Consider the following 25,484-nt stretch of genomic DNA (forward strand, 5'->3'; position numbering starts at 1 on the left):
AAACAGCTAAAAACCCATATTTAACAACTAATATCATTAGTTAATAACTTAATCTATTTCTAATCCAAAAGAATTAAGCATCATATAAAATAAAAAAGGCTGAGAGTAAACTCTCAGCCTTAAATATATCGTTAACAAAACTACTACTTACGGTAAAGTAGGCGAGTAATTTGTTGGATAACTATCTGCTTTAGCTAAACCGTCTTTACCAGCTGCAAAGTTAGATCCATAAGTAGCATCAATAGCTTCTAACATTTTATTAGCCATTAACGCATAACCTCTACCTGTAAGGTGAATACCATCTAAGCTAACTAAACCTCCAGTAACTAAACTAGTCGTTAAGTTATAAGTATCAAACTTTAAACCTGTAGTTGCTGCTTGCTGTAAAACAGCATTAAGATCTACAAAGGCATAACCATTTGCATCTGCAACAGCTTTTAATTTTGCATTATAAGCATCTACAGCTGTTTTTATCTCAGCTTGCTCTTCTGGTGTTAATACCCATTTATCTTCTAACGCTGTTTGAGTACCATATCCTTGTGGAATTAAAGATGAAAGAGGTAACACAAATAAATCAGCAGCAGTTGCTTGTCTATATTTAGGTAAACCAGCAAAAGCAGGATTGATAGCACCTAAATCTGTTAAAGATTCATCTATAATAACCATTGCATTTTGACCAGCTGAAAAATTAATTGTTCTTTTAGCCGCTTCCTCTGCAGTAAATGCTCCTGATGCACTTAATGCTGCAAGTGCACCTTGAATACCTCCATTATAAGCCGCATAACCTTGGTTTAATGCTGTAGCCGTAGCTGCATCTAGAGGAACAGCGTTGTAAGGTATCGTAGTAAAATGTGGTAAAGAAGTAATGTAAGGTAAATTAGCAATTACACCTTTAGCTCCTGTTGCTTTTAAAGCTGTTTCTACATTACCTAATACAGCTTCAAATACTGGAGTTGGAGTTATTGGTTTAGTTCCATCACCTCCACTTGTTGCATATCCTAAAACATCATTTCCTCCAAATTCAGATAAGGTAAAAAATGTTGGTGCTTGCGCTACAAAAAGCTCTAACAATGATGAGTTTGTATTTCCAGCAACTCTAATTGCGTAAGGATTTGCTGCTGCTGGGAAATTAGCTAAGTTTCCATAACCTGGCGCAACAAAATGAGTACTTAATGCTCCTGGTACACCCAAGTTCTTAAATGGTCCCATAGGATTATTTAAGGCAAAATCAGTTGTAGACATTGCCGAAGGAATAACAGAGTTTAAAGCTGCAGGTCCAGTTCCATTAAAAATTAATCTTTCATTAAATAATCTCTGATTCGTTGCTGGATCAAGTACAGGGTTCCCTGCTAAAATTAAACCTCCAAAATTATCGTTCATTAAAGGTTGCGTGAAAGTTCCTCCACCAACCATAGCAAATTTCTTTGCTAAAATATTTGGAAATGAATTTTCTTGTCCTGCTTTAAACAAAGCATTATCTGTAAAACCAGCTGTAAAAGAAGCTCCAAGCGCTACATAATTTGAGAAATCTGCAGTACCAGCAACTAACGTTGTAGTATTTTCTGCCTCTCCTTTAATTTCTGGTAGAGTATTATCTACATCACAGGCTACAACACCTAAAAATAATGCAGATAAAAATGTATATTTTAATGTATTCTTCATTTTTATTTTTTTTAGTTATTGATTGTCCAAGAAATGTAATACTGAGATCCAATTGCTCCAACTCCTGGTGCACTTAAATATTCTTTTCCTGTTAAGTTAGACCCTCCTACTTTAAATACCGATTTAATTGAAGGTACTGAGTAATTAATTTGAGCGTCAAGAACAGTTCTTTCTTCTACATTTCCTTCTAAGAAAGTTGATTGCCAGTAGAATTCTGTTTGCCAACGAGCACTTACGTTAAATCCAAAGTTCTCAAATACATTTGGATGTCCAAACTGAGCTTTTAACTTATGTTCTGGAGTATTGAAACCTGCTTCAAAATCTGGATCTTGAGCTTGATCAAAACTAAACTTAGACCATGTATAGTTTAAACCTACATTATATCCATTAAATACTTTTGTACTTAATCCTATACCTAATCCATAAGAATCAACATCTACAGTAGAGTTTGTTTTAACACTAAATGTTCTTACCAAATCTCTATTTGTTAAGTTAGCTACTGTTACTGGTGTAGTAGGATCAACTAATACTAAAACATCTTTATTAGAAATGAAGTTAGAATACATGTTATAATATGTACTAAAATCTACAGATAATTTATTATCTCCTAATGGTAAAACACCACGGTATCCAACCTCAAAAGATTTTACTTCTTCTGGCTTTACTAAAGCTGTTGTAGCTAAAGTTGGTGTTCCAGTTGCAATTGAACTAGCAGAATAACCTCTTGAAAACACATCTGCACCTGTTAATGTAAATGAACCTGTTGTAGTTACTGCTGGTGCTGAGAAACGACCAATATTATCTGGAGCAGTTCCTAAGATAAATCCAGCACCTGTTGCTAAACCAATATATTGGTCTTGAGTAGTTGGGTTACGGAAACCTGTTTGGAAAGAAGCTCTGAAGTTATGATTTTTGTTTTCACCTGCCGCATATGCTAAAGATATTCTAGGTGTAAAATTCCCATCAAAGTTTTCTGATTTATCATAACGGATAGACCCTGTAAACTTTAAACGATCGTCTAACATTTTCTTTTGTAATTGTGTATACACACCATATTCACCATATTTAATTGGCCCATCAGCATCTGTATAAATTGTTCCAAAAGAATTTAATCTATATTGTCTGTAAGAACCTCCTACTTGTACTTCAGCCCAATCAATATAATCACGTAAATTTAAATTACCATCAGCATGGTAATAGCTTGTATTATCTCTAAACTTTGATCCTGTTAATAAATCTGGATCAGCAGTTACTTCATCAAATAAAGCTTGAAAAGCTGGTGTTCCAGGAACTGCTCTTCCAGTATCTGCTACTGCTCTTGCCGCTGCATGATTTGATGCAGGCACTCCTGGAATTGCTCCTAAATAAGCCGCTGCATATTGTCCAAACCAATCTGTATTAGATTTCCACTTGCTATTAATGTTAATTGCAGCAAAACGAGTATCATAAGAATCTCCTGCATCCTCTCCAGCATAGTAACCTCTTACGAAGAAGTTTTTACCTCTAACTTCTAATTTATGCTGCTCCATAAAGAAGTTAGCTAAGTTATATCTGTTTTGTCCTTGGTAAATAGTGTTACCAGTACCATATTTTGAGTTCCAAATAATTTCAACTCTATCGTTTCCTAATGGACGGTAGTGAATAGCTCCATTGAACTTTACACTTTTAGCTTCATTAGTCATTAACTCCTGATCAGTATAACCAGTTCTACTTACATTACCTATTGCAGGTCCTAAGTTTACAGAAACCTCATCTCCATATACGTTTGCTCCATCATAGTTTGGATCACTTTGTCTAGTACCTGGAATATAAGACCCTCCAATACCTGTTGTATTTCTGTAATCTGTAGCATGCCACTCCTCACCTTTTAAGTAAGAAAAACTTGCTTTTACAGCAAAGTAGTCATCAAAAGCATGTGCCATTCTAATAGTAGCATCATAAAACTTATTGTCTCCTGCTGCTTCTTGACTTGTTAATCCTGTTTTTAATCCTACACTAATTCCTTGGTGATTAAAAGGATTTTTACTACGCATTAACATAATTCCGTTAAAAGCATTTGCACCATATAAAGCCGATGCTGCTCCAGGTAATATCTCAACACTTTTTACATCTACTTCAGAAATTCCTAATAAATTTCCAATAGCAAAGTTTAATGCTGGAGATGCGTTATCCATTCCATCAACTAACTGAACGAAACGCTCATTTCCAAACGTAGCAAATCCACGAGTATTTACTGTTTTAAAAGTAAAACCTCCTGAATTAATATCAACACCTTTTAAATTTTCTAATCCATCGTAATATGATGCAGAAGCTGTGTTCTTAATAGCTCTAGAATCGAAACGCTCAATTGTTACAGGAGATTCCATAACACGCTCTGGAGTTCTAGAAGCAGAAACTACTACTTCATCTAAAGAAGTTGCATTCTCTGTCAAAGACACCTCAACAACTTGATTGTTTTTTGTAATTTCAACTGTTTTAGATTGGTATCCTAAAGAAGAAATTTCAATTGTAAAAGGAGGGTTGTCTGTTACTGTCATAGTAAATTTCCCATCAAAATCAGTAGATGTTCCTACAGCCTTCCTTAGAACCTTAATGTTTGCTCCCGGAAGTGGCCCACCAAGAGATGCGTCATTGACTGTACCAGTAATGGTAGTCTGAGCAACCATTATTGCCGTGCCAAATAGCACAAATGCAACAAGTAATAGTTTTTTCATCATAATGTATAATAATTTGTTAACTGTAGCGCAAAATACGATTTTTTTTTATTTGTAAAAATTTATCCTTTATTTTATCACTATAGTGTTTTTGAGGGGTTTGTTTTGTTAAATTGACATTTTTGTAACTTTATTTAACGAACATTACTTATCCTCTTTTACAAATTGTATTTTTGCATAAATTTGTTCTTATCTTGGAAATTATTCACTCCATTTTCGATTTTAAACCAACACAGAAATCAATAGTTACTATTGGTACTTTTGATGGTGTTCATATTGGTCATCAAAAAATTATTCAAGAATTGATTGATGAAGCAAAATCATCTAATAAAAAATCAGTTTTACTAACTTTTTTTCCTCACCCTAGAATGGTGTTGCAAAAAGATGTTTCTATAAAACTTATCAATACGATTGATGAACGCGCCAAACATTTAGAAGACTTAGGATTAGACTACTTAATTATCCATCCTTTTAGCAAAGAATTTTCTAGACTTACTGCGTTAGATTTTGTTCGTGATATCTTAGTTAATCAACTCAATACTTCAAAATTAATTATTGGTTATGATCATCATTTTGGAAAGAATAGAGAAGGAAATATTGAACAATTAACTGAATATTCTCACCTGTATGATTTTACAGTTCAAGAAATTTTAGCTCAAGATATTGATGAAGTTTCTGTAAGCTCTACTAAAATTAGAAAAGCACTAGCTAGTGGTGAATTAAAAACTGCCAATAAATATTTAGGATATCCATTTTCTATAACAGGCGTTGTTGTGAATGGAAAACAACTTGGCGGTAAAATTGGTTTTCCTACTGCTAATATTGACATTGCTGAAACCTATAAACTAGTTCCTAAAACTGGAGTATATGTTGTAAAATCTACGATTAATAACGATACTGTTTTTGGTATGATGAACATTGGCAATAGACCTACAGTTAACGGGGAACATCAAACTATTGAAGTTCATTTTTTCGATTTTAACCAAGATTTATATCAAAAGGAATTAACCATTGAGTTACTTTATTTTTTAAGAGATGAACACAAATTTAATTCTGTTGATGATTTAATTATTCAACTTAAAACAGACAAAGAAAATTCCCTAAACTACATCAACACAATAACCAATTTAAGTTAACAAAATAGAATTCTAACAAAGTCTTTTTTATTCATTCTTAAATAGAATTTTAAAACTTAATACGTAAAAAACTATTTAGTAAGCAATCACCATTGTTTAAGTCTGTAGCTTCTTATATCTTTGCGGTTCTTAAAAATTAAAAAAAGATGTTACAGGTTCAGTTTATTAGAGAAAACAAACAAACTGTTTTAGACGGATTAGCAAAACGTAGTTTTGAAAATGCCGAAGCAATTATTAATGAAGTATTAACTACTGATGAAGCTCGTAGAGCTACTCAAGTTTCTTTAGATAATACATTAGCTGAATCTAACAAAATATCCAAAGAAATTGGAGGTCTTTTTAAGTCAGGTGAAATTGAAAAAGCAAACTTACTGAAAGAAAAAACAGGTGAATTAAAAGAGAAATCTAAGCAATTAACTGAAGAATTAAGTATTGCTTCTAACAAATTACAAGATTTATTATACCAAATTCCTAACGTACCTCACGCATCTGTGAAAGCTGGGAAAAACGAAGAGGATAATGAAACTATTTTTAGCGAAGGTACTATTCCTGATTTAGGTGAAAAAGCTTTACCTCACTGGGAATTAGCTAAAAAATATGATATCATCGATTTTGATTTAGGTTCAAAAATTACTGGAGCTGGTTTTCCTGTATACAAAGGAAAAGGAGCTCGTTTACAACGTGCCTTAATCAATTATTTTTTAGATAAAAATATTGCTGCTGGTTATAGCGAAGTACAAGTTCCTCATTTAGTAAATGAAGTATCTGGTATTGGTACTGGTCAACTTCCAGATAAAGAAGGACAAATGTACCATGTAACTGGAGATGATTTATATTTAATTCCAACAGCGGAAGTTCCTATTACTAATATTCATAGAAATGATTTAGTAAAAGAGAATGATTTACCAATTAAATATACAGGTTACACACCATGTTTTCGTAGAGAAGCTGGAAGTTATGGTGCGCATGTACGTGGATTAAATAGATTACACCAATTTGACAAAGTGGAAATTGTAAGAATTGAACATCCAGAAAACTCTTACAATGCTTTAAACGAAATGGTAGAACACATTAAAGGTATTTTACGTGAATTAAAATTACCATATCGTATTTTACGTTTATGTGGTGGAGATACAGGATTTGTTTCTGCTTTAACATTCGATTTTGAATTGTATTCTACAGCTCAAGAACGTTGGTTAGAAATTAGTTCTGCTTCAAACTTTGAAACGTATCAAGCAAATCGTTTAAAATTACGATTCAAAAATAAAGAAGGAAAAAGTCAATTAGTTCATACTTTAAACGGAAGTTCTTTAGCTTTACCTAGAGTATTAGCTGGAATTTTAGAGAATTATCAAACTGAAGACGGAATTAACATACCTGAAGTATTAATTCCTTATTGTGGTTTTGATAAAATTGACTAAATAATTTCATTATAAAATGCAAAAAGAACCAATGCTTCAATTAAGATGCTTGGTTCTTTTTTTTAATTCACCCCTTAATAATGAACTATTTTTTATAGTTAGTTAGCAACTACGGCTACCATTAATCTCTTATATTTATTCATTTCCAATAAAGCTTCAAAATACTGAGTTATTTGTCCTCTTCTCATAAATTCATCTGCTCTACTCTTTGCTAAGTTATATTGCGTATTTAAATTCTTCATAGTATTCGATGTTTAGTTACGCTAACAATAAAACAAAGTTCGTGCCAAAATGTTGCGTTCCTTTTAAAAAAAGGGTGTGTTTTAATATTAATTTAACAATTTTCTTCTGTATTTTTGATTGATGAAAAAAACCTTTATTCTATTTAACTTCCTTATTATTAATTTGTTCTGCTATTCTCAACAGAACGATTTTATTATTGCTGAAAATTATTTTAGAAATAATGAATATGAAAAAGCTATTCAACTTTATAAAAAATTATATGATAAGAGTCCCTATAACACAACCTATTTAAAGAGACTTATAACTTCTTATCAAGAAACTGAGCAGTTTTTGGTTGCCGAAAATCTATTAACACAAAAAATAAAACAAAGACCTAACTTAACATATCTAAATGTTATCATAGGATATAACTACGAGCGTCAACAAAACGATTCAGAAGCCAATAAATATTATCAAAAAGCACTTAATTCATTAAACAAAAAGGGTAATTACGGAAGTGTTATTGCTAGTTTATTTAAAAACTATAACAAACTAGACTATGCTATTGAAGCATATACCAAAACCATGGAAAACCATCCACAAGCTAATTATGGTTTCCAATTAGCGCAAATCCATGGTGAAAAAGGAGATTTTCCTAAGATGTTTGAATCTTATGTAGATTTAGTTGACAAAAATGAAAGCTATTTGAATAATGTTAAACGTTACACCAGTAGATATATTAATGATGATGCTGAAAACGAAAATAATAACTTATTTAAAAAAGCCTTGTTAAGAAAATCAATAAGTAATCCTAAAAACATTTGGAACGATTTACTAGCATGGTTATTTATAAAACAAAAACAATATTCGAAAGCTCTTATCCAATTAAAAGCATTATTAGCTAGAGACCCTGACAATTTGGGTAGAATTAATCAACTAGGTAAAATTGCTTTAGAGAATAAAGAATATGAAACTGCTAAAAAATGTTTTGATTTAATCATTGAAAAAACTAATTATCCTAGAGATAAGTTTAATGCTATTAACAACAATTTAAAAATAGCTATTGAAACCAAAGAACCAGATGTAGAAGCACGTTTTGATGACATATTTTCAAAATATGGAATTAATAAAAATACTTTTCGTACTCAAGTAGCTTATGCTAATTATTTAACATTCAATAAAAACAACCCTGAAAAAGCTGTAGAAGTTTTAAATAAAGCTAAGGAATTTGCTAGCCATAAGTTTTCCAAAGCTACGATTAAACTAAAACTAGGTGAAGTTTTAGTGTACACTGGAAAGTTTAACAAAGCTCTTATTTACTTTTCACAAGTACAAACAAAATTTAAAAACCATTATTTAGGACAAGACGCACGTTTTAAAGTAGCTCAAACATCTTATTTCAAAAGCGATTTTAAATGGGCCAAAGCACAACTAAAAGTTTTAAAAGGTTCTGCTACGCAGCTTATAGCAAACGATGCTGCTAATTTGTTTTTAACAATTTCTGATAACCAACCTAAAGATAGTATCCCTTCTGGCTTAAAAGAATATGCTAAAGCTGATTTATTAGCTTTTCAGAATAAAGATAATGAAGCCATTGCTATTTTAAATGATATTATCAAAAATTACAAAGGACAACCTATAGAAGACGAAGCCTTGTTTAAACAGGCCGAACTTCTTGTAAAACAGCACAAATACGACGAAGCTATTTCAAATTATACCAAAATAATAGCCTTGGATAAAGAAGGAATTTATATTGATGATGTGTATTATTTAATGGGTGAATTATACAATAATGAATTAAATAGTGCTGAAAAGGCCAAAGAATACTATCAAAAGATTATTTTTGACCACCCATCGAGCATTTACTTAGTTGCTGCTCGAAAAAAATACAGAAAACTAAGAGGGGATAATATCTAATTTTATAGAAAACAACAATGTATATATATAACGTAACAGTAAATATTGATGAAAGTGTTCATGCAGAATGGTTAACTTGGATTGAAAGCCACATACCAGAAGTTTTAGCAACAGGACGCTTTTTAAGTGCTAAGTTGACACAAGTTTTAGTAAAAGAAGAAATGGGAGGAGTTACTTACTCTATTCAATATACAGCTAAATCACGTGAGGATTTAGAAAATTATTACAAACATGATGCTGATAAATTACGTTCAGATGGTCTTAAAAAGTTTGCTGATAAAATGTTAGCCTTCCGTACTGAATTGAAAGTAATAAACGAATTTTACCCTACTGTATCTAGCAACTAAAAAGGAACAGGATACAATTACAAAAGAATTGAGATACTACTTAATCTTAAATTTTTTATCTTAGAACATGACCGTAAGAGCAAAGAAACATTTAGGACAACATTTTTTAACCGATGAAAACATCGCAAAAAAAATAGCAGATTCGTTAACCGAAAATGGATATGATAACGTATTGGAGATAGGTCCTGGAATGGGAGTTCTAACAAAATACTTATTAGAAAAAAAGCCTAAGGTTACAGTAATGGAATTAGATTCTGAATCGGTAGAATACCTTAAAGAAACATTTCCTCTAGAGCATATTAAACTAGATACTTCTTCTGAAAAATTCACTATTATTGAAGGTGATTTTTTAAAAAAGGATATTACTGATACTTTCAATAAAGAGCAAATAGCCATTATTGGAAACTTTCCTTATAACATCTCTTCTCAAATTGTTTTTAAAGCAATTGAAAACAGGGATTTTGTACCTGAGTTTTCTGGAATGTTTCAAAAAGAAGTAGCCTTACGAATAGCAGAAAAAGAAGGGTCTAAAACCTATGGGATTTTATCCGTTTTAACACAAGCATTCTATGATGCTGAATATTTATTTACAGTACCTCCTACTGTTTTTAATCCACCACCAAAAGTAGATTCTGGTGTTATACGATTAATTAGAAAAAAGGATTACAGTCTTCCAGTAGATGAAAAATTATTTTTTAGAGTAGTAAAAACAGCATTTAATCAACGAAGAAAAATGCTACGTTCTAGTTTAAAATCTTTAGATCTCTCGGATACATTAAAAGAAGACCCTATCTTTGCGATGCGTCCCGAACAATTATCGGTACAAAAATTCATTGAATTGACGGCAAAAATCGCAAACGATGGCATTAGAAATTACTAAAGATCTTTTAGAAAACGTACAGGAACTGATTAAAAACCAGAAAGACACAGCGCTTTCCAGTTTTTTCTCAGACATACATCACGCCGATATTGCCGAAGTTTTAGATGAATTATCTTTTGAAGAGGCATTATATATTATTCGTTTATTAGACAGTGAAACAACCGCTGAAGTTTTAATGGATGTGGATGATGATGTACGTGAAAAAATATTTCAACAACTTACAGCCAAAGAAATTGCTGAAGAAATTGATGAACTTGACACCGATGATGCTGCCGATGTAATTGCCGAACTTCCTGAAAAAAGAAAACAGGAAGTAATGCAAGAGATTGAAGATGAAGAACACGCCAAAGAAATTGTAGAGTTATTACGATATGATGAAGATTCTGCAGGTGGTTTAATGGCGAAAGAGCTTGTAAAAGTTAATGAAAACTGGACTGTTTTACGCTGTGTAAAAGAAATGCGTGTCCAAGCAGAAGAAGTAACCAGAGTACATTCTATATATGTAGTTGACGATAGTGGTAAACTAAAAGGTCGTTTGTCATTAAAAGATTTATTAATGGCTTCTACACGTGCTAAAATTGCCGATGTATATATTCCTAAGTTAGACTTTGTTAATGTTAATGATGAGGCTGAAGATGTTGCTAACATAATGCGTAAATATGACTTGGAAGCCATTCCTGTTGTAGATGAGTTAGGTATTTTAGTAGGAAGAATTACTATTGATGATATTGTTGACGTTATTAAGGAGGAAGCTGATAAAGATTATCAATTAGCAGCTGGTATTACTCAAGATGTTGAAGCTGATGATACGATATGGGAATTAACACGTGCTCGTTTACCTTGGCTATTCTTAGGTCTTCTTGGAGGTGTTGGTGCTGCTGGTATTATGGGCTTTTTTGACGATGCTATTAAAGAAAATGCTATTCTTTTTATGTTTACTCCATTAATTGCTGCAATGGCAGGTAATGTAGGTGTACAATCATCAGCAATTATTGTACAAGGTTTAGCTAATGACGATGTAAAAGGAAGTATTACAGACAGATTATTAAAAGAAGTATCATTAGCTATGATTAATGGACTTGCTTTAGCTGTTTTACTTTTTATATACGTTTTTATATCTGAACAAGATTATAAAATAGCAAGTGCTATTTCAATATCTCTCTTTGTAGTAATTATAGTTGCTGGACTAATTGGAACTTTTATTCCTTTATTTTTAGATAAAAGAGGTATTGATCCTGCGATTGCTACGGGACCTTTTATTACAACAAGTAACGATATTTTTGGGATTCTTATTTATTTCTGGATAGCCAAAATGATTATTGGCTTTTAGTAGTTTCTTCTACTGTTTGTAATAAACTATCCATCTTTTCTTTAGGGATAAATGTTTTTAGCATTATAATCGCTCCAAAAACGATTAATAGCACTCCCATTCCTCTTTTTATTCTATAAATAACTAGAGGTGTTAGTTTACTTTTTAATTGTTTAGCTAGTAATATTTTCCCTAAATCGGTAGTAGCATACCCCAATATTACCGTGGCAAAATACCAAAACATATAGGTCGGGTTCATATCTAACGTTGGACCTACTACAACAATAATACCTAACCAACCTGCTAAAACACCTATATTAATGAAGTTTAAAGCAAATCCTTTTAAAAGTAATTTTAAGTAGTTATTACTTTCTGGAATATCAACTTCAGGAGCTTCTAATTCCTTTTTATTATTTTTATCTAAATAGGTTATCAAACCATAAACAATAAGAATTAACCCTCCAATTAAAAATAATCGAGGGTCATCTTTAATTTTTTCTAACAAACTTCTACTTCCAAAATAAGCTATTAACATAAAAGATATATCTCCTAAAATAACTCCAATATCAAATGCAATAGCAGCTCTTGCTCCTTTTAAAATACTTGTTTTAAGAAGCATAAAAAAAACTGGACCTATCATAAAAGACATGACAAATCCTATGAAAAAAGCATTTTTTAAGTCGTAGAAATCCATTTTATAAAGTAACTGTATTTAGTTTAAACATCATCGTAATCAACCACAACCTTTGGAGTTGCTGGATGCGCTACACAGGTTAATATAAGTCCTTCTTCTAACTCATCATCCGTTAAAATAGAGTTCTTAGTCATCACAGCTTTTCCTTCTGTTACTTTTGCTATACAACTACTACAAACACCTCCTTGACATGAATATGGAGCATCTAACTGATTACGTAATGATGCTGCCAAAATTGTATCTGTTTTATCCATTGTAAAAGTAGACTCTTCATCGTCTAATAAAACGGTAATTCCAGATTTTCCGTCAGGAAACTGCATTGGAATTTCTTCATCTGGGGACGAACTTGCTGTAAATAATTCAAAATGAATATTTTCCTCATCAAATCCGTTATCTTGTAAAGTCTCAGAAACTGTAGTTATCATTTCTTCTGGACCACATAAGTAGGCAGAATCAAAAGAAATATCTTTATGAATATTCTTTACAAAATAATTTACATGCCCTTTATCAATTCTTCCAAACTTAGTGTTTGTTCTTACTTCTTGACTAAACACATAATGCAAATTAAACTGTGTTGGATATTTTTCAGCTAAAGCATTTAATTCAGCATAAAAAATAGTGCTATCAGCTTTTTTATTCCCAAAAACTAATGTAAAAGTTGAAGTTGGTTCATTTTCCAGCACTACTTTTATCATAGATAGAACAGGTGTAATTCCACTACCTGCAGCAAATGCTATATAGTTTTTGTTCCCTGTAGGTTGTAATATAAATTTACCTTCAGGTTCAGAAACTTCTAGAGTTGTATTCTCTTTTAATTTTGTTGTTGCATAGGTAGAAAACAATCCTTTTTCAACAGCTTTTACAGCTACTTTAATTTCGTTTGTATTTGGTGAAGCACATATTGAATATGCTCTCCTAACCTCTTGATCGTTTAACTTCGTTTTTATGGTAATATATTGCCCTGCTACAAATTTATAAGCTTCTTTTAGCTCAGCAGGAACAGTAAATAAAATAGATACAGCATCAGCTGTCTCTTTTATTATTTTTTCAATAATTAATTTATGAAATGTAGCCATTTATTCTATTTAAATGCACAAAAATAAGAAATAGTGAGGTAACCGTTTATTCTTCCTGTCATAAAAAATAATACCTAAGAATTTTATACATAAGAAAATTATGTATATTTGCATACCTAAGTTTTTTAGGTATATGAATTATGGGAAATCAAAAATTATATAAAGGCTCTTTACAAACTATCATCTTGAAGCTATTAGCACAAAATGATAAGATGTATGGATATGAAATAACTCAAAAGGTAAAAGAATTAACCAAAGGCGAATTAAAAATTACCGAAGGTGCACTATACCCTGCGTTACACAAATTAGAAGCTGAAGGTTTGCTAGATGTTGAAGTTGCTAAAGTTGGTAATAGACTTCGCAAGTATTATAAATTGACAGAAAGTGGTACTAAGGAAACTGTAAATAGACTTGCAGAAATGCAAGAGTTTTTACAAACAATGCAGCAACTAGTTAATCCTAAATTTGGCTTAGAATAAAATGAAAAAGAAATATACTATAACAGAAAAACAAGTAGCTTTTTTATATAATTATCTAAAAAAGAAGAAGTCTTTTTCTGATGAAGAAGAACGTTATGAGTTAATGGATCATCTTATATGTGATTTTGAAGAAACTACAAAAGATGGTAATTTGTCTCAATATTTAGCCGACAAATCTAACTTCATATTCCAATATGGTAAAGATAGAGGCTCAAAAATACACTGGGCTTATCAAAAAGAACTGTGGATAACTACTTATCGTTTTTTTACAAATTTAAAAACACTTCCTATAAGTTTGTTAAGTACTCTAGTTATTCTAAGTCTTTCTTTTACTTTAAGTAACTCCCTACTCTACTTAGTTTTTTTCTGTTCTATTGTTTTTCAAATTCTATACAGTTTATATCTAACCTATCATGAAAACAAAAAAGTAAGACAGCTCATTTCCTTTAAATATTTGGGAAACATTATGAGTTTGCCACAAGTTTTCCTTTTCTCTTTCACTTTAGTTAAAGATTATTTAAATACTCACAGAATATTATTCTTTATCTATTGGTTTATAGCTTTCAGTTTAAGTGTAGCTGGGTTAATTATTATTGAGAAAAAGAAAACAACAATTTTAAACAAATACAAACACTTGTTAAAATAACAGCTATGGAATTAACAGACAATCAAATACAAAGAATTAGCAATTACTTAGATGCTAAAGGCGTTAAATTAATTGATTTTAGAATAGAAATTTTTGATCATATAATTTCTGAAATAGAACAAAAACTAACATCAAGCAACTCTGACTTTGATACTATTTTTCAACAAGTAACCGATAATTGGAATAAGCAACTTAACTCCAATACAAGTTTTTTATTAGGATGGTATTATTCTGCACCGAAAACAGTCATCATAAAGGCAAAATCAATTTATAAAAAGCTTTATACTAAAACACTATTATTTATATCAATACCATTGTTATTAGTAATGTTTTTGAACCCAGATTTATATAAAACAACATTAAATCTAATTAATTCAAATGGGCTGTTTATTTCGTATTTGTTTTCTTTTGTTTCTGGATTCATTATTTATAAATCAAGAAAGGAAATTAATAAAACCACTTATAATTTTTTAATCAAAACACAGGAAGTTGTATTGTTTTTTGGTGCAGTCCTCATAACGATGTACTTCTTTGACATGAATTCAATTGAACTGTTACTTTTATTCATTTTTTCAAATTGTTATTTAATTGTTTTATATACAAAACACCTAAAAGAAAAAGAAAAATATAAATTACTTGTGGGATAATTGCTATGGAACTAACAAAACAACAAATACAAAGAATTAATGATTTTTTAGAAGGAATAGGTGTTGAATATGTTGATGTTCGTTTTGAAATGATAGATCATATTGCTTCTGAAATTGAAAATAAAATTGAGAATATTCCTGCTTTTTTTGAAAATAAAGGGTTTCAAACCCCTTTCATAAAATATATGCTTAGTCAAAAAAAGAAATATTTAAATGAATATAAAAAGCTTAAAAATGAGAGCTTTTGGTATTATACAAAAAAGGTATTGATTTCTATGTTTCAACAAATGACGAAATCATATAACTTAGGTTTTATTTTACTTTTTTTAAGTGCAACATATTTTCTAAGTGTCTTTAAAATTAAATATGCAAGTGAAATAATTTTTACTTGTTTTATTTCAAGTTTTCTTTTTATTGCTATTAAATTTAATCAATTGAGAAAAAGATTTGGTGAAATTAGAATTATTCGATCTTATACAAAAATTCTATTATTTAACTCAATAATAGCTTTACACCTTCCTAGTTTTACTCCAATTCTTAATGAAACACCTTATTCACCCATAGAAATTTATACAGTTGCTATAATGCTTGCAATCAACTATTTGGCTTATCTGAGCTTTATGAATCAAAAAGAAAGTATTGAACAATATGCCACTAATTTTTATTTAAACTAATGGAACTTACTGAAAAACAAATACAGTTCATTGAAAATCGTTTGGAAAACGACGGTATTAAATATTGGGACATTCGAATAGAAATGTTGGATCATGTTGTTACTGATGTTGAAAATAAATTAGAAAATGGAGAAAAATTTAAGACTGCTGTTCAAGATAGTTTTATTTCTTTAGGTTGGAAAGAGAATTTTAACGGAAGTAATTTTGAAGGTATTATGCAGAGAAAACAAAATGTGTTTGCAAAAGAATATCGAAAAAGATATTGGAAATATTTTAAAAATTCTATTGTAAAAACATCTTCAATTTTGCTGATTTTAAGCTTTATTACTCTGCTTTACACTATTAGTTTTTATTCTAAAATCTTTAAATACACCTTATTTACTTATTTAATTTCAATGTCAATTTTTATATTCTATTTTTTAACAAAATACAGAGTAAATAGATCTATACAATTAAATAATGCTTTAACACAAGCAGGTTTTTCTTTAAGTATTATAAATTTTTTCATCTATATACCTAAAATGATAGGAATTGATATTTTTAAATTTCCTTTTTTAGTTGCTATAGTTTTTGGATTCGTTTTTTTGCAATCAATATTAGGAATTCAATTTTTCAAAAAAGAATATCAAAAAGTTAATGCTACGTATAAACAACTTATATCATAATGAAATTAACAAACCAACATATAGAACAATTATACAAGTTTACACGTCAGCATTATGTAGAACATTATGATGTACAAACAGAATTGGTAGACCACTTGGCCAACGATATTGAACAAATTTGGGTTGATAAACCTCAATTATCTTTTGAGCAAGCTAGAGATATTTCTTTTAAAAAATTTGGTGTTTTTGGCTTTATGGATGTAGTAGAAGAAAAACAAAAACAACTAGAAAAAAAATATCGTAAAATCCTATGGAAATACACAAAAGAATGGTTTGGTTTGCCTAAAATACTTTTAGTAATAAGTCTTATCTTTTTCTTTTATTACTTTATTCAATTACCGATTGGAGTGTATATAATGGGAGTAATTATTTTTCTAATAGCCATTTTAGACCTTTATTTTGTAACTAAACTAAAAAAAGAGTTTAAAAAAAGAACCAATACCAATGGTAAAAAATGGATGCTTGAAGAAATGATTTTTAATGTAGCTTCTTTTGGAGGTGTAATAGTTGCCTCAAATCTTCCTCAAATTTTCAATCATATTGAAAACACTCCATCAAGCATTGGTGCAATTGTTATCTCTGTAATTATTACACTAACAATTATATACTCTTATGTAACATTAATTGTTATTCCTAAAAAATCAGAGGAATTATTAGAAGAACATTACCCTGAATATAAACTTGTGTAATTATTTTTTACCATCAACAATAATCACAATTTCGCCTTTTGCAGGCTTTTCTGTATAATATGATAAAACTTCTGCTATACTTCCTCGCTTGGTTTCTTCAAATAATTTTGTCAATTCTCTAGAAACAGAAACTTGCCTGTCTTCACCAAAGTATTCGGCAAAGTGAGTTAATGTTTTTAATAATTTATGTGGGCTTTCATAAAATATCATAGTACGTTTTTCTTCTGCTAAAAACTTTAATCGGGTTTGTCTTCCTTTTTTAACTGGTAAAAAACCTTCAAAAACGAATTTATCATTTGGTAAACCCGAATTTACCAAAGCTGGCACAAATGCAGTTGCTCCTGGTAAACACTCAACATCTATATTGTGTTGTACACAAGCCCTTGTTAGTAAAAAACCTGGATCAGAAATTGCCGGAGTTCCTGCATCTGAAATCAATGCAAAAGTTTCGCCATTTTGCAATCTTTTAACTATAGTTTCTACTGTTTTATGTTCATTGTGCATATGATGAGATTGCATAGGTGTGCTAATTTCAAAATGTTTTAACAGCTTTCCACTAGTACGCGTATCTTCAGCTAAAATATAATCTACTTCTTTTAAAACCTTAAGAGCTCTTAAAGTAATATCATCTAAATTTCCAATAGGTGTTGGTACCAAATACAATTTACTCATACAGCAAAGCTACAACAAAGTTTTAGTACATTTGTGCTATGCCAAAAAAGCTGTTAAAAAATATTGATTTTCCTGAGGATATAAGACAATTGAACAATGATGAATTGCCTTTATTAGCCAAGGAATTACGTGAGTTTATTATTGATGTAGTTGCAACTAAAGAAGGTCATCTAGGTGCCAGTTTAGGTGTTGTTGAACTTACTATTGCTTTGCATTATATGTTTGATACACCTACAGATCAATTAGTTTGGGATGTTGGACATCAGGCTTATGGACATAAAATTTTAACTGGTAGAAAAGATATTTTCCATACCAATCGTCAATTACACGGGATTTCTGGTTTCCCAAAACGTTCAGAAAGTACTTATGACACTTTTGGGGTTGGACATTCATCTACTTCAATTTCTGCTGCTTTAGGAATGGCTATCGCTTCCAAATTACAAGGAGAAGAAAAACATCATATTGCTGTTATTGGTGACGCCTCTATTGCTAGTGGAATGGCTTTTGAAGCTTTAAATCATGCTGGAGATACCAACGCTAACTTATTGGTTATTTTAAACGATAATGCTATTGGTATTGATCCTTCAGTTGGAGCTTTGAAACATTACTTAACTAGAATAAAATCTACACGCTCTGATATTGAACAGCATAATATATTTGAGGGACTCAATTTTGATTATTCTGGTCCTATTGACGGTCATAATTTTGAAGAACTTTTATTAGAACTTAACAGATTAAAACAAATTAAAGGTCCTAAGTTTTTACATGTAATTACTACTAAAGGAAAAGGTCTTAGACAAGCCGAACAAGATCAAGTAAAATATCATGCACCAGGAAAATTTGATAAAATATCTGGAGATGTTTTACCAAAGGAAGCTAGTAAATTTACTAAGTTTCAAGATGTGTTTGGAAGAACTATTGTAGAATTAGCCGAACAAAATGAAAAAATAGTTGGAATTACACCTGCTATGCTTACTGGAAGTTCTCTAAAATTTATGTTAGAGAAATTTCCTGAACGCACTTTTGATGTGGGTATTGCCGAACAGCATGCCGTAACATTAGCTGCCGGTATGGCAACTCAAGGTATTATCCCATTTTGCAATATTTACTCCACATTTTTGCAACGTGCTTATGATCAAATAATACACGATGTTGCTTTACAAAACTTACCTGTTATTTTTTGTTTAGATAGAGCTGGTTTAGTTGGACAAGATGGAGCCACACATCATGGAGTTTTTGACTTAGCTTATCTACGTTGCATTCCAAACCTACACATTTTTGCTCCTCGTAATGAAATTGAATTACGAAACATTATGTATACTGTACAGTTAGGAATTGATAAGCCTATAGCTATCCGTTATCCTAGAGGAAAAGGTAAACTTGAAGAATGGAAACTTCCTTTCAAAAAAATAACAATTGGTAAAAACGTTTGTTTAAAAGAAGGAAGTGACTTAGCTGTTCTATCTACAGGAACAATTGCTGATAATGTCTCAGAAGCCTTAAAAAAGACAAAAAACAAATATTCTATAGCGCATTACGATATACGATTTATAAAACCTATAGATGGAAAGCTACTTGAAATAATCTTTAATAAATTTGACAGGATTATAACTATTGAAGATGGAACTGTTAAAGGAGGTTTAGGTAGTGCTATTTTGGAACAAGCATCTGAATTAAATTACAGAGGTCAGATAAAGGTTTTAGGTGTTCCTGATGAATTTATTCATCATGGTACTATAAATGAACTACAAAAGCAATGTAAAATAGACATAGATTCTATTCAAAATACGATTGAAAAACTTTTAAAATAAAAAAGCGAACCTATTTTCAGTTCGCTTTTTTTATTTTATTAATTCATCCTAATAAGTTGCATTGAATGACCCATTTGAAATTTTAAGTGATTTAATAGTATTATTACTACATATATCTATATTTCCTGCAAAGTTTCCAGAAATAGCTTTTTCATCATTTGTTGTAGTTATAAAAGCCATTTTACTGTCAGGTATAGTAGCTCCACATGTAGATACAGACATTACCGCTCCAAAATAATATGTAGTTCCATTTTCAACATAAGTAAAATCACTTAATGTCTTTCCTCCTATTTGAGATTTATTAATAGTAAGTGTTATTACTTTATCAGCTGATTTGTTAATAGTTCCTGTTAATTCAATAGCTGGTTCTCCAAAAGCATTTTGAGTATTAGAATTTACTACAACAGAATTAAATATTAATTCGTTTCCATCTATAGTCATTTTTATTTCACTTTTTGATGTTTCTGGAGCTACATCATCACTATTATTACTCGAACAAGATGACATGATAGCAATAGAGAATAATACTAGCATTTTGAATACTAATTTTTTCATAGAATTTATTTTTTGATGTTGTTACGAAAATAACATTTAAAGACAAAAAAACGAACTGATTTAGTTCGTTTTTCTATTAATTACTCCACATTAAATGCTATTGGTAAACTATATGCTACTCGAACATTTTGGCCTTTTTGTGAACCTGGTTCCATAACTGGTAAAAGTTTAGCTATTCTAATGGCTTCTCCTTTTAACTTTTCGTGTGGAGCTTTTGCAGAAATATCCTCTACATGTCCATTTTTACCTATTTTAAATTCTAAATAAATTTTTTTTCTACCAGGAGAAAGTGTCTTTAAACCATCAGCAATATTTATATTGAAATTTTTAGCAACATGTTGGAGCATCATTTGGTTTAAGCAATACTTCTTTTTAGAATTTGTTTCATACTTTTCACAACCAGGGAAAACAGGAACTTTCTCAATGAGTGAAATAGGAATATCTTCTGAATTTTCGTTAACAGTATTAACTGTTTTGATATTGTTTTCTTTATCACCTTTTTTTTCTTGCGAAACTATACCACTTGTAATAAAAGCTATAAAAAGAAATAGAAATGTCTTTTTCATAATAAAAATGTTTTAATTAATGTTCTTAACAAATTTAACAAAAAAAGCGAACCAATTGGTTCGCTTTTAAATATATAGATGTTTTTTCTTAGTTGTTCAATGCTTCTGCTCCACCAACAATCTCTAAGATTTCGTTAGTAATTGCAGCTTGACGTGCTTTGTTATAAGTTAATAATAACTCGTCACGTAATTCTTTAGCATTATCAGTTGCTTTATGCATTGCAGTCATACGAGCTCCATGTTCGGCAGCAAATGAATCACGGATAGCCTTGTATAATTGCGTTTTTAAAGACTTTGGTATTAACTCTAATACAATTTCTTCTTTAGAAGGTTCGAAGATGTAATCTAAATTTACATTCTCATCACTTTCTACCGGTTCAATTGGTAAAAACTGTTCAACTTGTGGTATTTGAGTTGCAGCATTTTTGAATCTATTATATACTAATTCGATTCTATCATAAGAACCATCTACGTATAAATTCATTAATTTCTCAGCAACTTTAGCTACATTATCAAAAGTTAATTCATCAAAAATATCAGTTCTATTTTCAATTACATTATTATCTTTTGATAAGATATCATTACCTTTTTTACCTATTGTCATTAAGTCAACAGCTACACCATTATACTTTGTGTTAATAGTATTTACTGTTTCTTTAACGATAGATGAGTTAAAACCACCACATAAACCTCTGTTAGAAGTAACTACAACTAGTAATACTTTATTTACTTCTCTTTGCGTAGAATATGCTCCACCTGCATCACTATCTAAAGTAGCGCTTAAGCTTTGTAATAACTCAGTAAGCTTAGATGAATATGGACGCATTGCTGTAATAGCATCTTGAGCTTTTTTCAACTTTGCAGCCGATACCATTTTCATGGCAGAGGTAATCTGCATTGTTGATTTAATTGAAGTAATTCTATTACGTATTTCTTTTAAGTTTGCCATAATTTCTAGTTATGTGTATGCTATTTTAATGTTTACTAAAAAATTAGTTTTTAATTTTCCAGTTTTCCCAAACAAAGTCGTATTGATAGGTAATTTCATGCGTTTCTGCTAATTTTCTTTGAATGTTTTCCATTCGTTCTCTAGCATTATCAATGATGAAATCGTGGAACTGAATCTGTAAATTTTTAAAATTGGTAATTAAACCTGATTCTAAAAGAGATTCTAATACTTCGTATTCTCCACCTTCAATATTAATCTTTATAAGATCTACATTAGTAATATTATGATCTTTAATAAAGTTTACAATTGATTTTAATTGAATTTTCTCTCCATCGTCTGTCTTTATAAAAACTGATGACGCATCTCCTGTATTACTTATATTAAGTTCTTTATCTTCATTTGATAATCCATAATGAAAAGGTTTAACTTTCTCATTATCCTTGAACTTATCTTTTATAATATTATAAAAGGATTTTACTGGTTCGAAAACGTAGATTTCGCAAGAGTATTTATTAAAAATACTCTCTGCAAAATTACCTTTAAAACCTCCTAAGTCTAATACTACAGAAGTTTCTGTTAAATTATAATCTAATCGTAAAGTTTCATCTCCATTAACCGCAAACCAAGGCTTACAACGTTCTTTTTGAATTTTACGTTGCTTTTTCTTTTCTATGATGTCTTTGAAAAGTTTATTAAACATTGGTTACGATATCTTATACTTTATTAAAGAGGTTTATAATACTTTAAAATAAATTTAGTTTGAAAATTTAGCAGAAATTTCTGCTGCAGCTGATGTTAACGCATCTGTTACTTCATCAGTTAATTTTCCAGATTTTAATACATCTAAAGTATCTCTGTGCTTAGCATTTAAATACTCGATATAATCTTTTTCAAACTCTTTTACCTTGTTTACAGGTACATCTTTTAATAAGTTCTTAGAACCTGCATAAATGATTGCAATCTGATCTTCTACAGTAAAAGGATCGTTTTGAGCTTGCTTTAAAATTTCAACGTTACGTTGTCCTTTAGAAATTACACTCATAGTAGCAGCATCTAAATCAGAACCAAACTTAGCGAACGCTTCTAACTCACGGAACTGAGCTTGATCTAATTTTAATGTACCAGATACTTTCTTCATTGATTTAATCTGTGCGTTACCTCCTACACGTGATACAGAAATACCTACGTTAATTGCTGGACGTACACCAGAGTTAAATAAATCAGACTCTAAGAAAATCTGTCCATCAGTAATCGAAATTACGTTTGTTGGAATATATGCTGATACGTCTCCTGCTTGTGTTTCAATAATTGGTAATGCAGTTAAAGAACCTCCACCTTTTACGATTCCTTTTAATGAATCTGGTAAATCGTTCATTTCACTTGCAATTTTATCATCATTGATAACTTTTGCAGCACGCTCTAATAATCTTGAGTGTAAGTAGAATACATCCCCTGGGTAAGCCTCACGTCCTGGTGGTCTTCTTAATAATAAAGATACCTCACGGTAAGCTACTGCTTGCTTAGATAAATCATCATAAACAATTAATGCTGGTCTACCAGTATCACGGAAATATTCTCCAATTGCAGCTCCTGCGAATGGTGCATATACCTGCATTGGTGCAGGATCAGATGCATTTGCAGCAACGATAGTTGTATAAGCTAAAGCTCCTTTTTCTTCTAACATACTAGCAATTGCTGCTACAGTAGAAGCTTTTTGACCAATAGCTACATAGATACAGTACACTGGTTGTCCTGCATCATAAAATTCTTTTTGATTTAAGATTGTGTCAATAGCAACTGTTGATTTACCAGTTTGACGGTCTCCAATGATTAACTCACGTTGTCCACGTCCTACAGGAATCATTGCATCAATAGACTTGATACCAGTTTGCATTGGCTCAGTTACAGGCTCACGGTAAATTACCCCTGGTGCTCTACGCTCTAAAGGCATTTCGTAAGTTGTTCCTTCGATTGGTCCTTTACCATCAATTGGTTGACCTAAAGTGTTTACAACACGTCCTGCGATTCCTTCTCCAGCTCTTAAAGAAGCAATTCTTTCTGTACGCTTAACAGTAGAACCTTCTCTTACTGATGTAGAAGCTCCTAATAATACAACCCCTGCATTGTCTTCTTCTAAGTTTAATACGATACCTTCTAATCCGTTATCGAATTCAACTAACTCTCCATATTGTACGTTAGATAAACCATAAACACGAGCAATACCATCACCTACTTGTAATACTGTACCTACTTCATTTAATGAAGCTTTTGACTCGAAATTTGTTAATTGTTCCTTTAAAATTGCTGATACTTCAGCTGGTTTAATTGCTGCCATCTTATTTCTTTTGATGTATAATTAAATTTGTGGAATATAATGACTGTTGTCAAATTCTCTTCTTAATTCATTAAATTGATTAGAGATACTTGCATCATACTGCACATCTCCAACACGTAAAATAAATCCTCCTAATATTTCTGGATTTACTATATTTTCTATACTAGCACTATTTCCTGTAAGTTCTACAATCTTTGCTTGTATTTTATCTTCTAGTTCTTTTGTTAAAGCTACTGCTGTAGTAACTTTAGCAACCTGCATACTCTTGTGGTAATCGTAAATGATAGAATATTGCTTTGCAATTGGCTCTAACATTATCATACGTTTATTTTCTTCTAATAAGTTAAATAAACCTTTTATAACGTTATCTACTTTGTCACCAAAAAGTGCTGCTAAAACTTTACGTTTATCTGCAGCTTTAATTACAGGGCTTTTAAGCATTGTATCTAATTCACTACTCTCTGCAATAGTATCTACGATTAACTTCATGTTATCGTTTACTAAAGTTTCGTTTCCTGTTTCTTTAGCTAGATTTAAAATTGCTTTTGCGTAACGTAATGCTGGTCTTGCTCCTTTCATTGTTTGATTAGTTTAAAGTAACCTCTTCTAACATTCCTTCTACAAGCTTTAATTGATCGTCTTGTGAAGTTAATTCTTTTCTTACTACTTGTTGAGCGATGTTGATTGATAATTCAGCAACATTTTTCTTTAACTCAGCAATTGCAGCTTGTTGTTCTTGTTTAATAGTTGCTTTAGCATTTTCAATCATGATAGCTGCTTGCTCAGAAGCTTCTTCTTTTGCCTCAGCAATAATGTTATCTTTAATTTCACGAGCATCTTTCATCATTGCATCTCTTTCTGCACGTGCTTCTTTGATCATCTTTTCATTATCTGCTTGTAAGTTTTGCATTTCCTTACGAGCATTTTCTGCCTCATCTAATGCATTTTGAATTCCTTCTTCTCTTTCATCTAAAGAGCTTAAAATTGGTTTCCATGCAAACTTTGCTAATAAAAATAACAAAATTCCTAAAACGACTAGTTGCATTACGAACAACCCCGGAGAAAAATCATTTAATAACTGATCCATTATATATCTAATTAATTCTTTTTAAAAATACCTTTTGTTTAATTGTGAAAACATTTCCTGTAACCAACCGTTACAGGAATATGTTTTTCTTGTCTTTAAAATCTTATCTACCTAAGATTAATGCACCGAAAGCTAATCCTTCTAATAATGCTCCGATGATGATCATCGCTGTTTGGATTTTACCAGCAGCCTCAGGTTGACGAGCAATTCCTTCCATTGCTTTTCCTCCAATTTGACCTAATCCGATTCCTCCACCGATTACGATTAATCCTGCTCCAATTAAATTGTACATACTAATTGATTTATATTAAATTAAACAAATTCTTATTCT

The 25,484-nt window shown here is 30.8% G+C and carries 27 protein-coding genes; 13 read left to right on the plus strand and 14 right to left on the minus strand.

Annotation, left to right across the window (positions count from 1 at the left end; translation table 11 throughout):
- Positions 1 to 147: 147 nt before the first annotated feature.
- A complete protein-coding gene (locus tag MHN29_RS16585) occupies positions 148 to 1,662 on the minus strand; it encodes a G-D-S-L family lipolytic protein (protein WP_235275621.1) in 1,515 nt (504 codons plus the stop codon).
- An 11-nt stretch (positions 1,663 to 1,673) separates the two neighbouring features.
- Positions 1,674 to 4,379, minus strand: coding sequence for a TonB-dependent receptor domain-containing protein (locus tag MHN29_RS16590; RefSeq protein ID WP_235275622.1), 2,706 nt, complete (start codon positions 4,377 to 4,379; stop codon positions 1,674 to 1,676).
- 191 nt (positions 4,380 to 4,570) lie between these two features.
- Here MHN29_RS16590 and MHN29_RS16595 point away from each other — a divergent pair, with 191 nt between their 5' ends.
- Positions 4,571 to 5,512: a bifunctional riboflavin kinase/FAD synthetase gene (locus tag MHN29_RS16595; protein WP_235275623.1), complete on the plus strand. Its 942-nt coding sequence runs from the start codon at positions 4,571 to 4,573 to the stop codon at positions 5,510 to 5,512.
- Between the two features lie 146 nt (positions 5,513 to 5,658).
- Positions 5,659 to 6,933, plus strand: a complete 1,275-nt coding sequence (gene serS / locus MHN29_RS16600; RefSeq protein ID WP_235275624.1) for a serine--tRNA ligase — start codon at positions 5,659 to 5,661, stop codon at positions 6,931 to 6,933.
- A 98-nt stretch (positions 6,934 to 7,031) separates the two neighbouring features.
- Here the strand turns inward: serS and MHN29_RS16605 are convergent, their stop codons facing one another.
- Positions 7,032 to 7,175, minus strand: a complete 144-nt coding sequence (locus MHN29_RS16605; protein WP_175578686.1) for a hypothetical protein — start codon at positions 7,173 to 7,175, stop codon at positions 7,032 to 7,034.
- Between the two features lie 121 nt (positions 7,176 to 7,296).
- Between MHN29_RS16605 and MHN29_RS16610 the strand changes: the two genes are divergently transcribed.
- The 4 genes from MHN29_RS16610 (at position 7,297) to mgtE (ending at position 11,629) form a co-directional block, all read left to right on the plus strand.
- Positions 7,297 to 9,072 carry a tetratricopeptide repeat protein gene (locus tag MHN29_RS16610; protein ID WP_235275625.1) on the plus strand — a complete coding sequence of 592 codons (1,776 nt, stop codon included), beginning with the start codon at positions 7,297 to 7,299 and terminating at the stop codon, positions 9,070 to 9,072.
- Positions 9,073 to 9,089: 17 nt separating this feature from the next.
- Positions 9,090 to 9,419: a DUF4286 family protein gene (locus MHN29_RS16615; protein WP_235275626.1), complete on the plus strand. Its 330-nt coding sequence runs from the start codon at positions 9,090 to 9,092 to the stop codon at positions 9,417 to 9,419.
- Positions 9,420 to 9,486: 67 nt separating this feature from the next.
- Complete coding sequence (gene rsmA / locus MHN29_RS16620; protein WP_150899441.1) at positions 9,487 to 10,299, plus strand: 16S rRNA (adenine(1518)-N(6)/adenine(1519)-N(6))-dimethyltransferase RsmA; 813 nt, start codon at positions 9,487 to 9,489, stop codon at positions 10,297 to 10,299.
- The gene (gene mgtE / locus MHN29_RS16625; protein WP_150899442.1) at positions 10,280 to 11,629 is read left to right on the plus strand and encodes a magnesium transporter; all 1,350 of its coding nucleotides are present in this window, start codon (positions 10,280 to 10,282) and stop codon (positions 11,627 to 11,629) included. Before rsmA ends, mgtE begins: the two co-directional genes overlap by 20 nt.
- Here mgtE and MHN29_RS16630 read toward each other — a convergent pair.
- Positions 11,616 to 12,302, minus strand: coding sequence for a LysE family translocator (locus MHN29_RS16630; RefSeq protein WP_150899443.1), 687 nt, complete (start codon positions 12,300 to 12,302; stop codon positions 11,616 to 11,618). The genes mgtE and MHN29_RS16630 overlap by 14 nt on opposite strands.
- Positions 12,303 to 12,325: 23 nt before the next feature.
- Positions 12,326 to 13,378 (minus strand): ferredoxin--NADP reductase, encoded by a 1,053-nt coding sequence (locus tag MHN29_RS16635; protein WP_235275627.1) that lies wholly within the window; start codon positions 13,376 to 13,378, stop codon positions 12,326 to 12,328.
- A gap of 140 nt (positions 13,379 to 13,518) precedes the next feature.
- Between MHN29_RS16635 and MHN29_RS16640 the strand changes: the two genes are divergently transcribed.
- Genes MHN29_RS16640 through MHN29_RS16665 form a run of 6 tightly spaced genes read left to right on the plus strand, consistent with a single transcriptional unit; the run spans position 13,519 to position 17,178 of the window.
- Complete coding sequence (locus MHN29_RS16640) at positions 13,519 to 13,857, plus strand: PadR family transcriptional regulator (protein ID WP_150899445.1); 339 nt, start codon at positions 13,519 to 13,521, stop codon at positions 13,855 to 13,857.
- Position 13,858: 1 nt separating this feature from the next.
- A complete protein-coding gene (locus tag MHN29_RS16645; RefSeq protein ID WP_235275628.1) occupies positions 13,859 to 14,503 on the plus strand; it encodes a hypothetical protein in 645 nt (214 codons plus the stop codon).
- A 5-nt stretch (positions 14,504 to 14,508) separates the two neighbouring features.
- Positions 14,509 to 15,150, plus strand: a complete 642-nt coding sequence (locus tag MHN29_RS16650) for a hypothetical protein (RefSeq protein ID WP_235275629.1) — start codon at positions 14,509 to 14,511, stop codon at positions 15,148 to 15,150.
- Positions 15,151 to 15,155: 5 nt separating this feature from the next.
- On the plus strand, positions 15,156 to 15,824 hold the full coding sequence (locus MHN29_RS16655; protein WP_235275630.1) for a hypothetical protein: 669 nt from the start codon (positions 15,156 to 15,158) through the stop codon (positions 15,822 to 15,824).
- Entirely contained in the window at positions 15,824 to 16,489 is a 666-nt protein-coding gene (locus tag MHN29_RS16660) for a hypothetical protein (protein ID WP_235275631.1), read from the plus strand. The genes MHN29_RS16655 and MHN29_RS16660 overlap by 1 nt, the downstream gene beginning before the upstream one ends.
- Positions 16,489 to 17,178: a hypothetical protein gene (locus MHN29_RS16665; protein WP_235275632.1), complete on the plus strand. Its 690-nt coding sequence runs from the start codon at positions 16,489 to 16,491 to the stop codon at positions 17,176 to 17,178. Before MHN29_RS16660 ends, MHN29_RS16665 begins: the two co-directional genes overlap by 1 nt.
- On the opposite strand, the gene rsmI is transcribed toward MHN29_RS16665, so the two are convergent.
- Positions 17,179 to 17,850 carry a 16S rRNA (cytidine(1402)-2'-O)-methyltransferase gene (rsmI, locus tag MHN29_RS16670; protein WP_235275633.1) on the minus strand — a complete coding sequence of 224 codons (672 nt, stop codon included), beginning with the start codon at positions 17,848 to 17,850 and terminating at the stop codon, positions 17,179 to 17,181.
- A gap of 38 nt (positions 17,851 to 17,888) precedes the next feature.
- Here rsmI and MHN29_RS16675 point away from each other — a divergent pair, with 38 nt between their 5' ends.
- Positions 17,889 to 19,661, plus strand: coding sequence for a 1-deoxy-D-xylulose-5-phosphate synthase (locus tag MHN29_RS16675; protein WP_235275634.1), 1,773 nt, complete (start codon positions 17,889 to 17,891; stop codon positions 19,659 to 19,661).
- A gap of 48 nt (positions 19,662 to 19,709) precedes the next feature.
- Here the strand turns inward: MHN29_RS16675 and MHN29_RS16680 are convergent, their stop codons facing one another.
- The 8 genes from MHN29_RS16680 to atpE all read right to left on the minus strand — a co-directional run bounded on the left by MHN29_RS16680 (position 19,710) and on the right by atpE (position 25,445).
- Positions 19,710 to 20,216, minus strand: a complete 507-nt coding sequence (locus tag MHN29_RS16680) for a hypothetical protein (protein WP_235275635.1) — start codon at positions 20,214 to 20,216, stop codon at positions 19,710 to 19,712.
- Between the two features lie 80 nt (positions 20,217 to 20,296).
- A complete protein-coding gene (locus tag MHN29_RS16685) occupies positions 20,297 to 20,782 on the minus strand; it encodes an energy transducer TonB (RefSeq protein ID WP_235275636.1) in 486 nt (161 codons plus the stop codon).
- Between the two features lie 88 nt (positions 20,783 to 20,870).
- Complete coding sequence (gene atpG / locus MHN29_RS16690; RefSeq protein ID WP_235275637.1) at positions 20,871 to 21,731, minus strand: ATP synthase F1 subunit gamma; 861 nt, start codon at positions 21,729 to 21,731, stop codon at positions 20,871 to 20,873.
- A gap of 43 nt (positions 21,732 to 21,774) precedes the next feature.
- A complete protein-coding gene (locus tag MHN29_RS16695) occupies positions 21,775 to 22,431 on the minus strand; it encodes an FkbM family methyltransferase (protein ID WP_235275638.1) in 657 nt (218 codons plus the stop codon).
- Between the two features lie 54 nt (positions 22,432 to 22,485).
- A complete protein-coding gene (atpA, locus tag MHN29_RS16700; RefSeq protein ID WP_150899455.1) occupies positions 22,486 to 24,066 on the minus strand; it encodes a F0F1 ATP synthase subunit alpha in 1,581 nt (526 codons plus the stop codon).
- A gap of 21 nt (positions 24,067 to 24,087) precedes the next feature.
- Positions 24,088 to 24,645, minus strand: coding sequence for an ATP synthase F1 subunit delta (gene atpH, locus MHN29_RS16705; protein WP_150899456.1), 558 nt, complete (start codon positions 24,643 to 24,645; stop codon positions 24,088 to 24,090).
- 7 nt (positions 24,646 to 24,652) lie between these two features.
- Positions 24,653 to 25,153, minus strand: coding sequence for a F0F1 ATP synthase subunit B (locus MHN29_RS16710; RefSeq protein ID WP_235275639.1), 501 nt, complete (start codon positions 25,151 to 25,153; stop codon positions 24,653 to 24,655).
- 103 nt (positions 25,154 to 25,256) lie between these two features.
- Positions 25,257 to 25,445, minus strand: a complete 189-nt coding sequence (gene atpE / locus MHN29_RS16715) for an ATP synthase F0 subunit C (protein ID WP_136950250.1) — start codon at positions 25,443 to 25,445, stop codon at positions 25,257 to 25,259.
- Positions 25,446 to 25,484 lie beyond the last annotated feature (39 nt).

The sequence above is a fragment of the Tenacibaculum sp. Cn5-46 genome (genome assembly GCF_022347705.1).
Taxonomy (GTDB): Bacteria; Bacteroidota; Bacteroidia; order Flavobacteriales; family Flavobacteriaceae; genus Polaribacter; species Polaribacter aiptasiae.

Excerpts from the sequence above, each read along its gene's own strand:
- MHN29_RS16590 (WP_235275622.1), bottom strand. The coding sequence starts at position 4,379 with ATGATGAAAAAACTATTACTTGTTGCATTTGTGCTATTTGGCACGGCA.
- MHN29_RS16650 (WP_235275629.1), top strand. The coding sequence starts at position 14,509 with ATGGAATTAACAGACAATCAAATACAAAGAATTAGCAATTACTTAGAT.
- MHN29_RS16665 (WP_235275632.1), top strand. The coding sequence starts at position 16,489 with ATGAAATTAACAAACCAACATATAGAACAATTATACAAGTTTACACGT.
- mgtE (WP_150899442.1), top strand. The coding sequence starts at position 10,280 with ATGGCATTAGAAATTACTAAAGATCTTTTAGAAAACGTACAGGAACTG.
- MHN29_RS16645 (WP_235275628.1), top strand. The coding sequence starts at position 13,859 with ATGAAAAAGAAATATACTATAACAGAAAAACAAGTAGCTTTTTTATAT.
- MHN29_RS16695 (WP_235275638.1), bottom strand. The coding sequence starts at position 22,431 with ATGTTTAATAAACTTTTCAAAGACATCATAGAAAAGAAAAAGCAACGT.
- atpH (WP_150899456.1), bottom strand. The coding sequence starts at position 24,645 with ATGAAAGGAGCAAGACCAGCATTACGTTACGCAAAAGCAATTTTAAAT.
- serS (WP_235275624.1), top strand. The coding sequence starts at position 5,659 with ATGTTACAGGTTCAGTTTATTAGAGAAAACAAACAAACTGTTTTAGAC.
- MHN29_RS16680 (WP_235275635.1), bottom strand. The coding sequence starts at position 20,216 with ATGAAAAAATTAGTATTCAAAATGCTAGTATTATTCTCTATTGCTATC.
- MHN29_RS16710 (WP_235275639.1), bottom strand. The coding sequence starts at position 25,153 with ATGGATCAGTTATTAAATGATTTTTCTCCGGGGTTGTTCGTAATGCAA.
- MHN29_RS16610 (WP_235275625.1), top strand. The coding sequence starts at position 7,297 with ATGAAAAAAACCTTTATTCTATTTAACTTCCTTATTATTAATTTGTTC.
- MHN29_RS16605 (WP_175578686.1), bottom strand. The coding sequence starts at position 7,175 with ATGAAGAATTTAAATACGCAATATAACTTAGCAAAGAGTAGAGCAGAT.
- MHN29_RS16630 (WP_150899443.1), bottom strand. The coding sequence starts at position 12,302 with ATGGATTTCTACGACTTAAAAAATGCTTTTTTCATAGGATTTGTCATG.
- MHN29_RS16635 (WP_235275627.1), bottom strand. The coding sequence starts at position 13,378 with ATGGCTACATTTCATAAATTAATTATTGAAAAAATAATAAAAGAGACA.
- MHN29_RS16585 (WP_235275621.1), bottom strand. The coding sequence starts at position 1,662 with ATGAAGAATACATTAAAATATACATTTTTATCTGCATTATTTTTAGGT.
- rsmA (WP_150899441.1), top strand. The coding sequence starts at position 9,487 with ATGACCGTAAGAGCAAAGAAACATTTAGGACAACATTTTTTAACCGAT.
- MHN29_RS16675 (WP_235275634.1), top strand. The coding sequence starts at position 17,889 with ATGCCAAAAAAGCTGTTAAAAAATATTGATTTTCCTGAGGATATAAGA.
- atpG (WP_235275637.1), bottom strand. The coding sequence starts at position 21,731 with ATGGCAAACTTAAAAGAAATACGTAATAGAATTACTTCAATTAAATCA.
- rsmI (WP_235275633.1), bottom strand. The coding sequence starts at position 17,850 with ATGAGTAAATTGTATTTGGTACCAACACCTATTGGAAATTTAGATGAT.
- MHN29_RS16660 (WP_235275631.1), top strand. The coding sequence starts at position 15,824 with ATGGAACTTACTGAAAAACAAATACAGTTCATTGAAAATCGTTTGGAA.
- MHN29_RS16685 (WP_235275636.1), bottom strand. The coding sequence starts at position 20,782 with ATGAAAAAGACATTTCTATTTCTTTTTATAGCTTTTATTACAAGTGGT.
- MHN29_RS16655 (WP_235275630.1), top strand. The coding sequence starts at position 15,156 with ATGGAACTAACAAAACAACAAATACAAAGAATTAATGATTTTTTAGAA.
- MHN29_RS16615 (WP_235275626.1), top strand. The coding sequence starts at position 9,090 with ATGTATATATATAACGTAACAGTAAATATTGATGAAAGTGTTCATGCA.
- atpE (WP_136950250.1), bottom strand. The coding sequence starts at position 25,445 with ATGTACAATTTAATTGGAGCAGGATTAATCGTAATCGGTGGAGGAATC.
- MHN29_RS16640 (WP_150899445.1), top strand. The coding sequence starts at position 13,519 with ATGGGAAATCAAAAATTATATAAAGGCTCTTTACAAACTATCATCTTG.
- atpA (WP_150899455.1), bottom strand. The coding sequence starts at position 24,066 with ATGGCAGCAATTAAACCAGCTGAAGTATCAGCAATTTTAAAGGAACAA.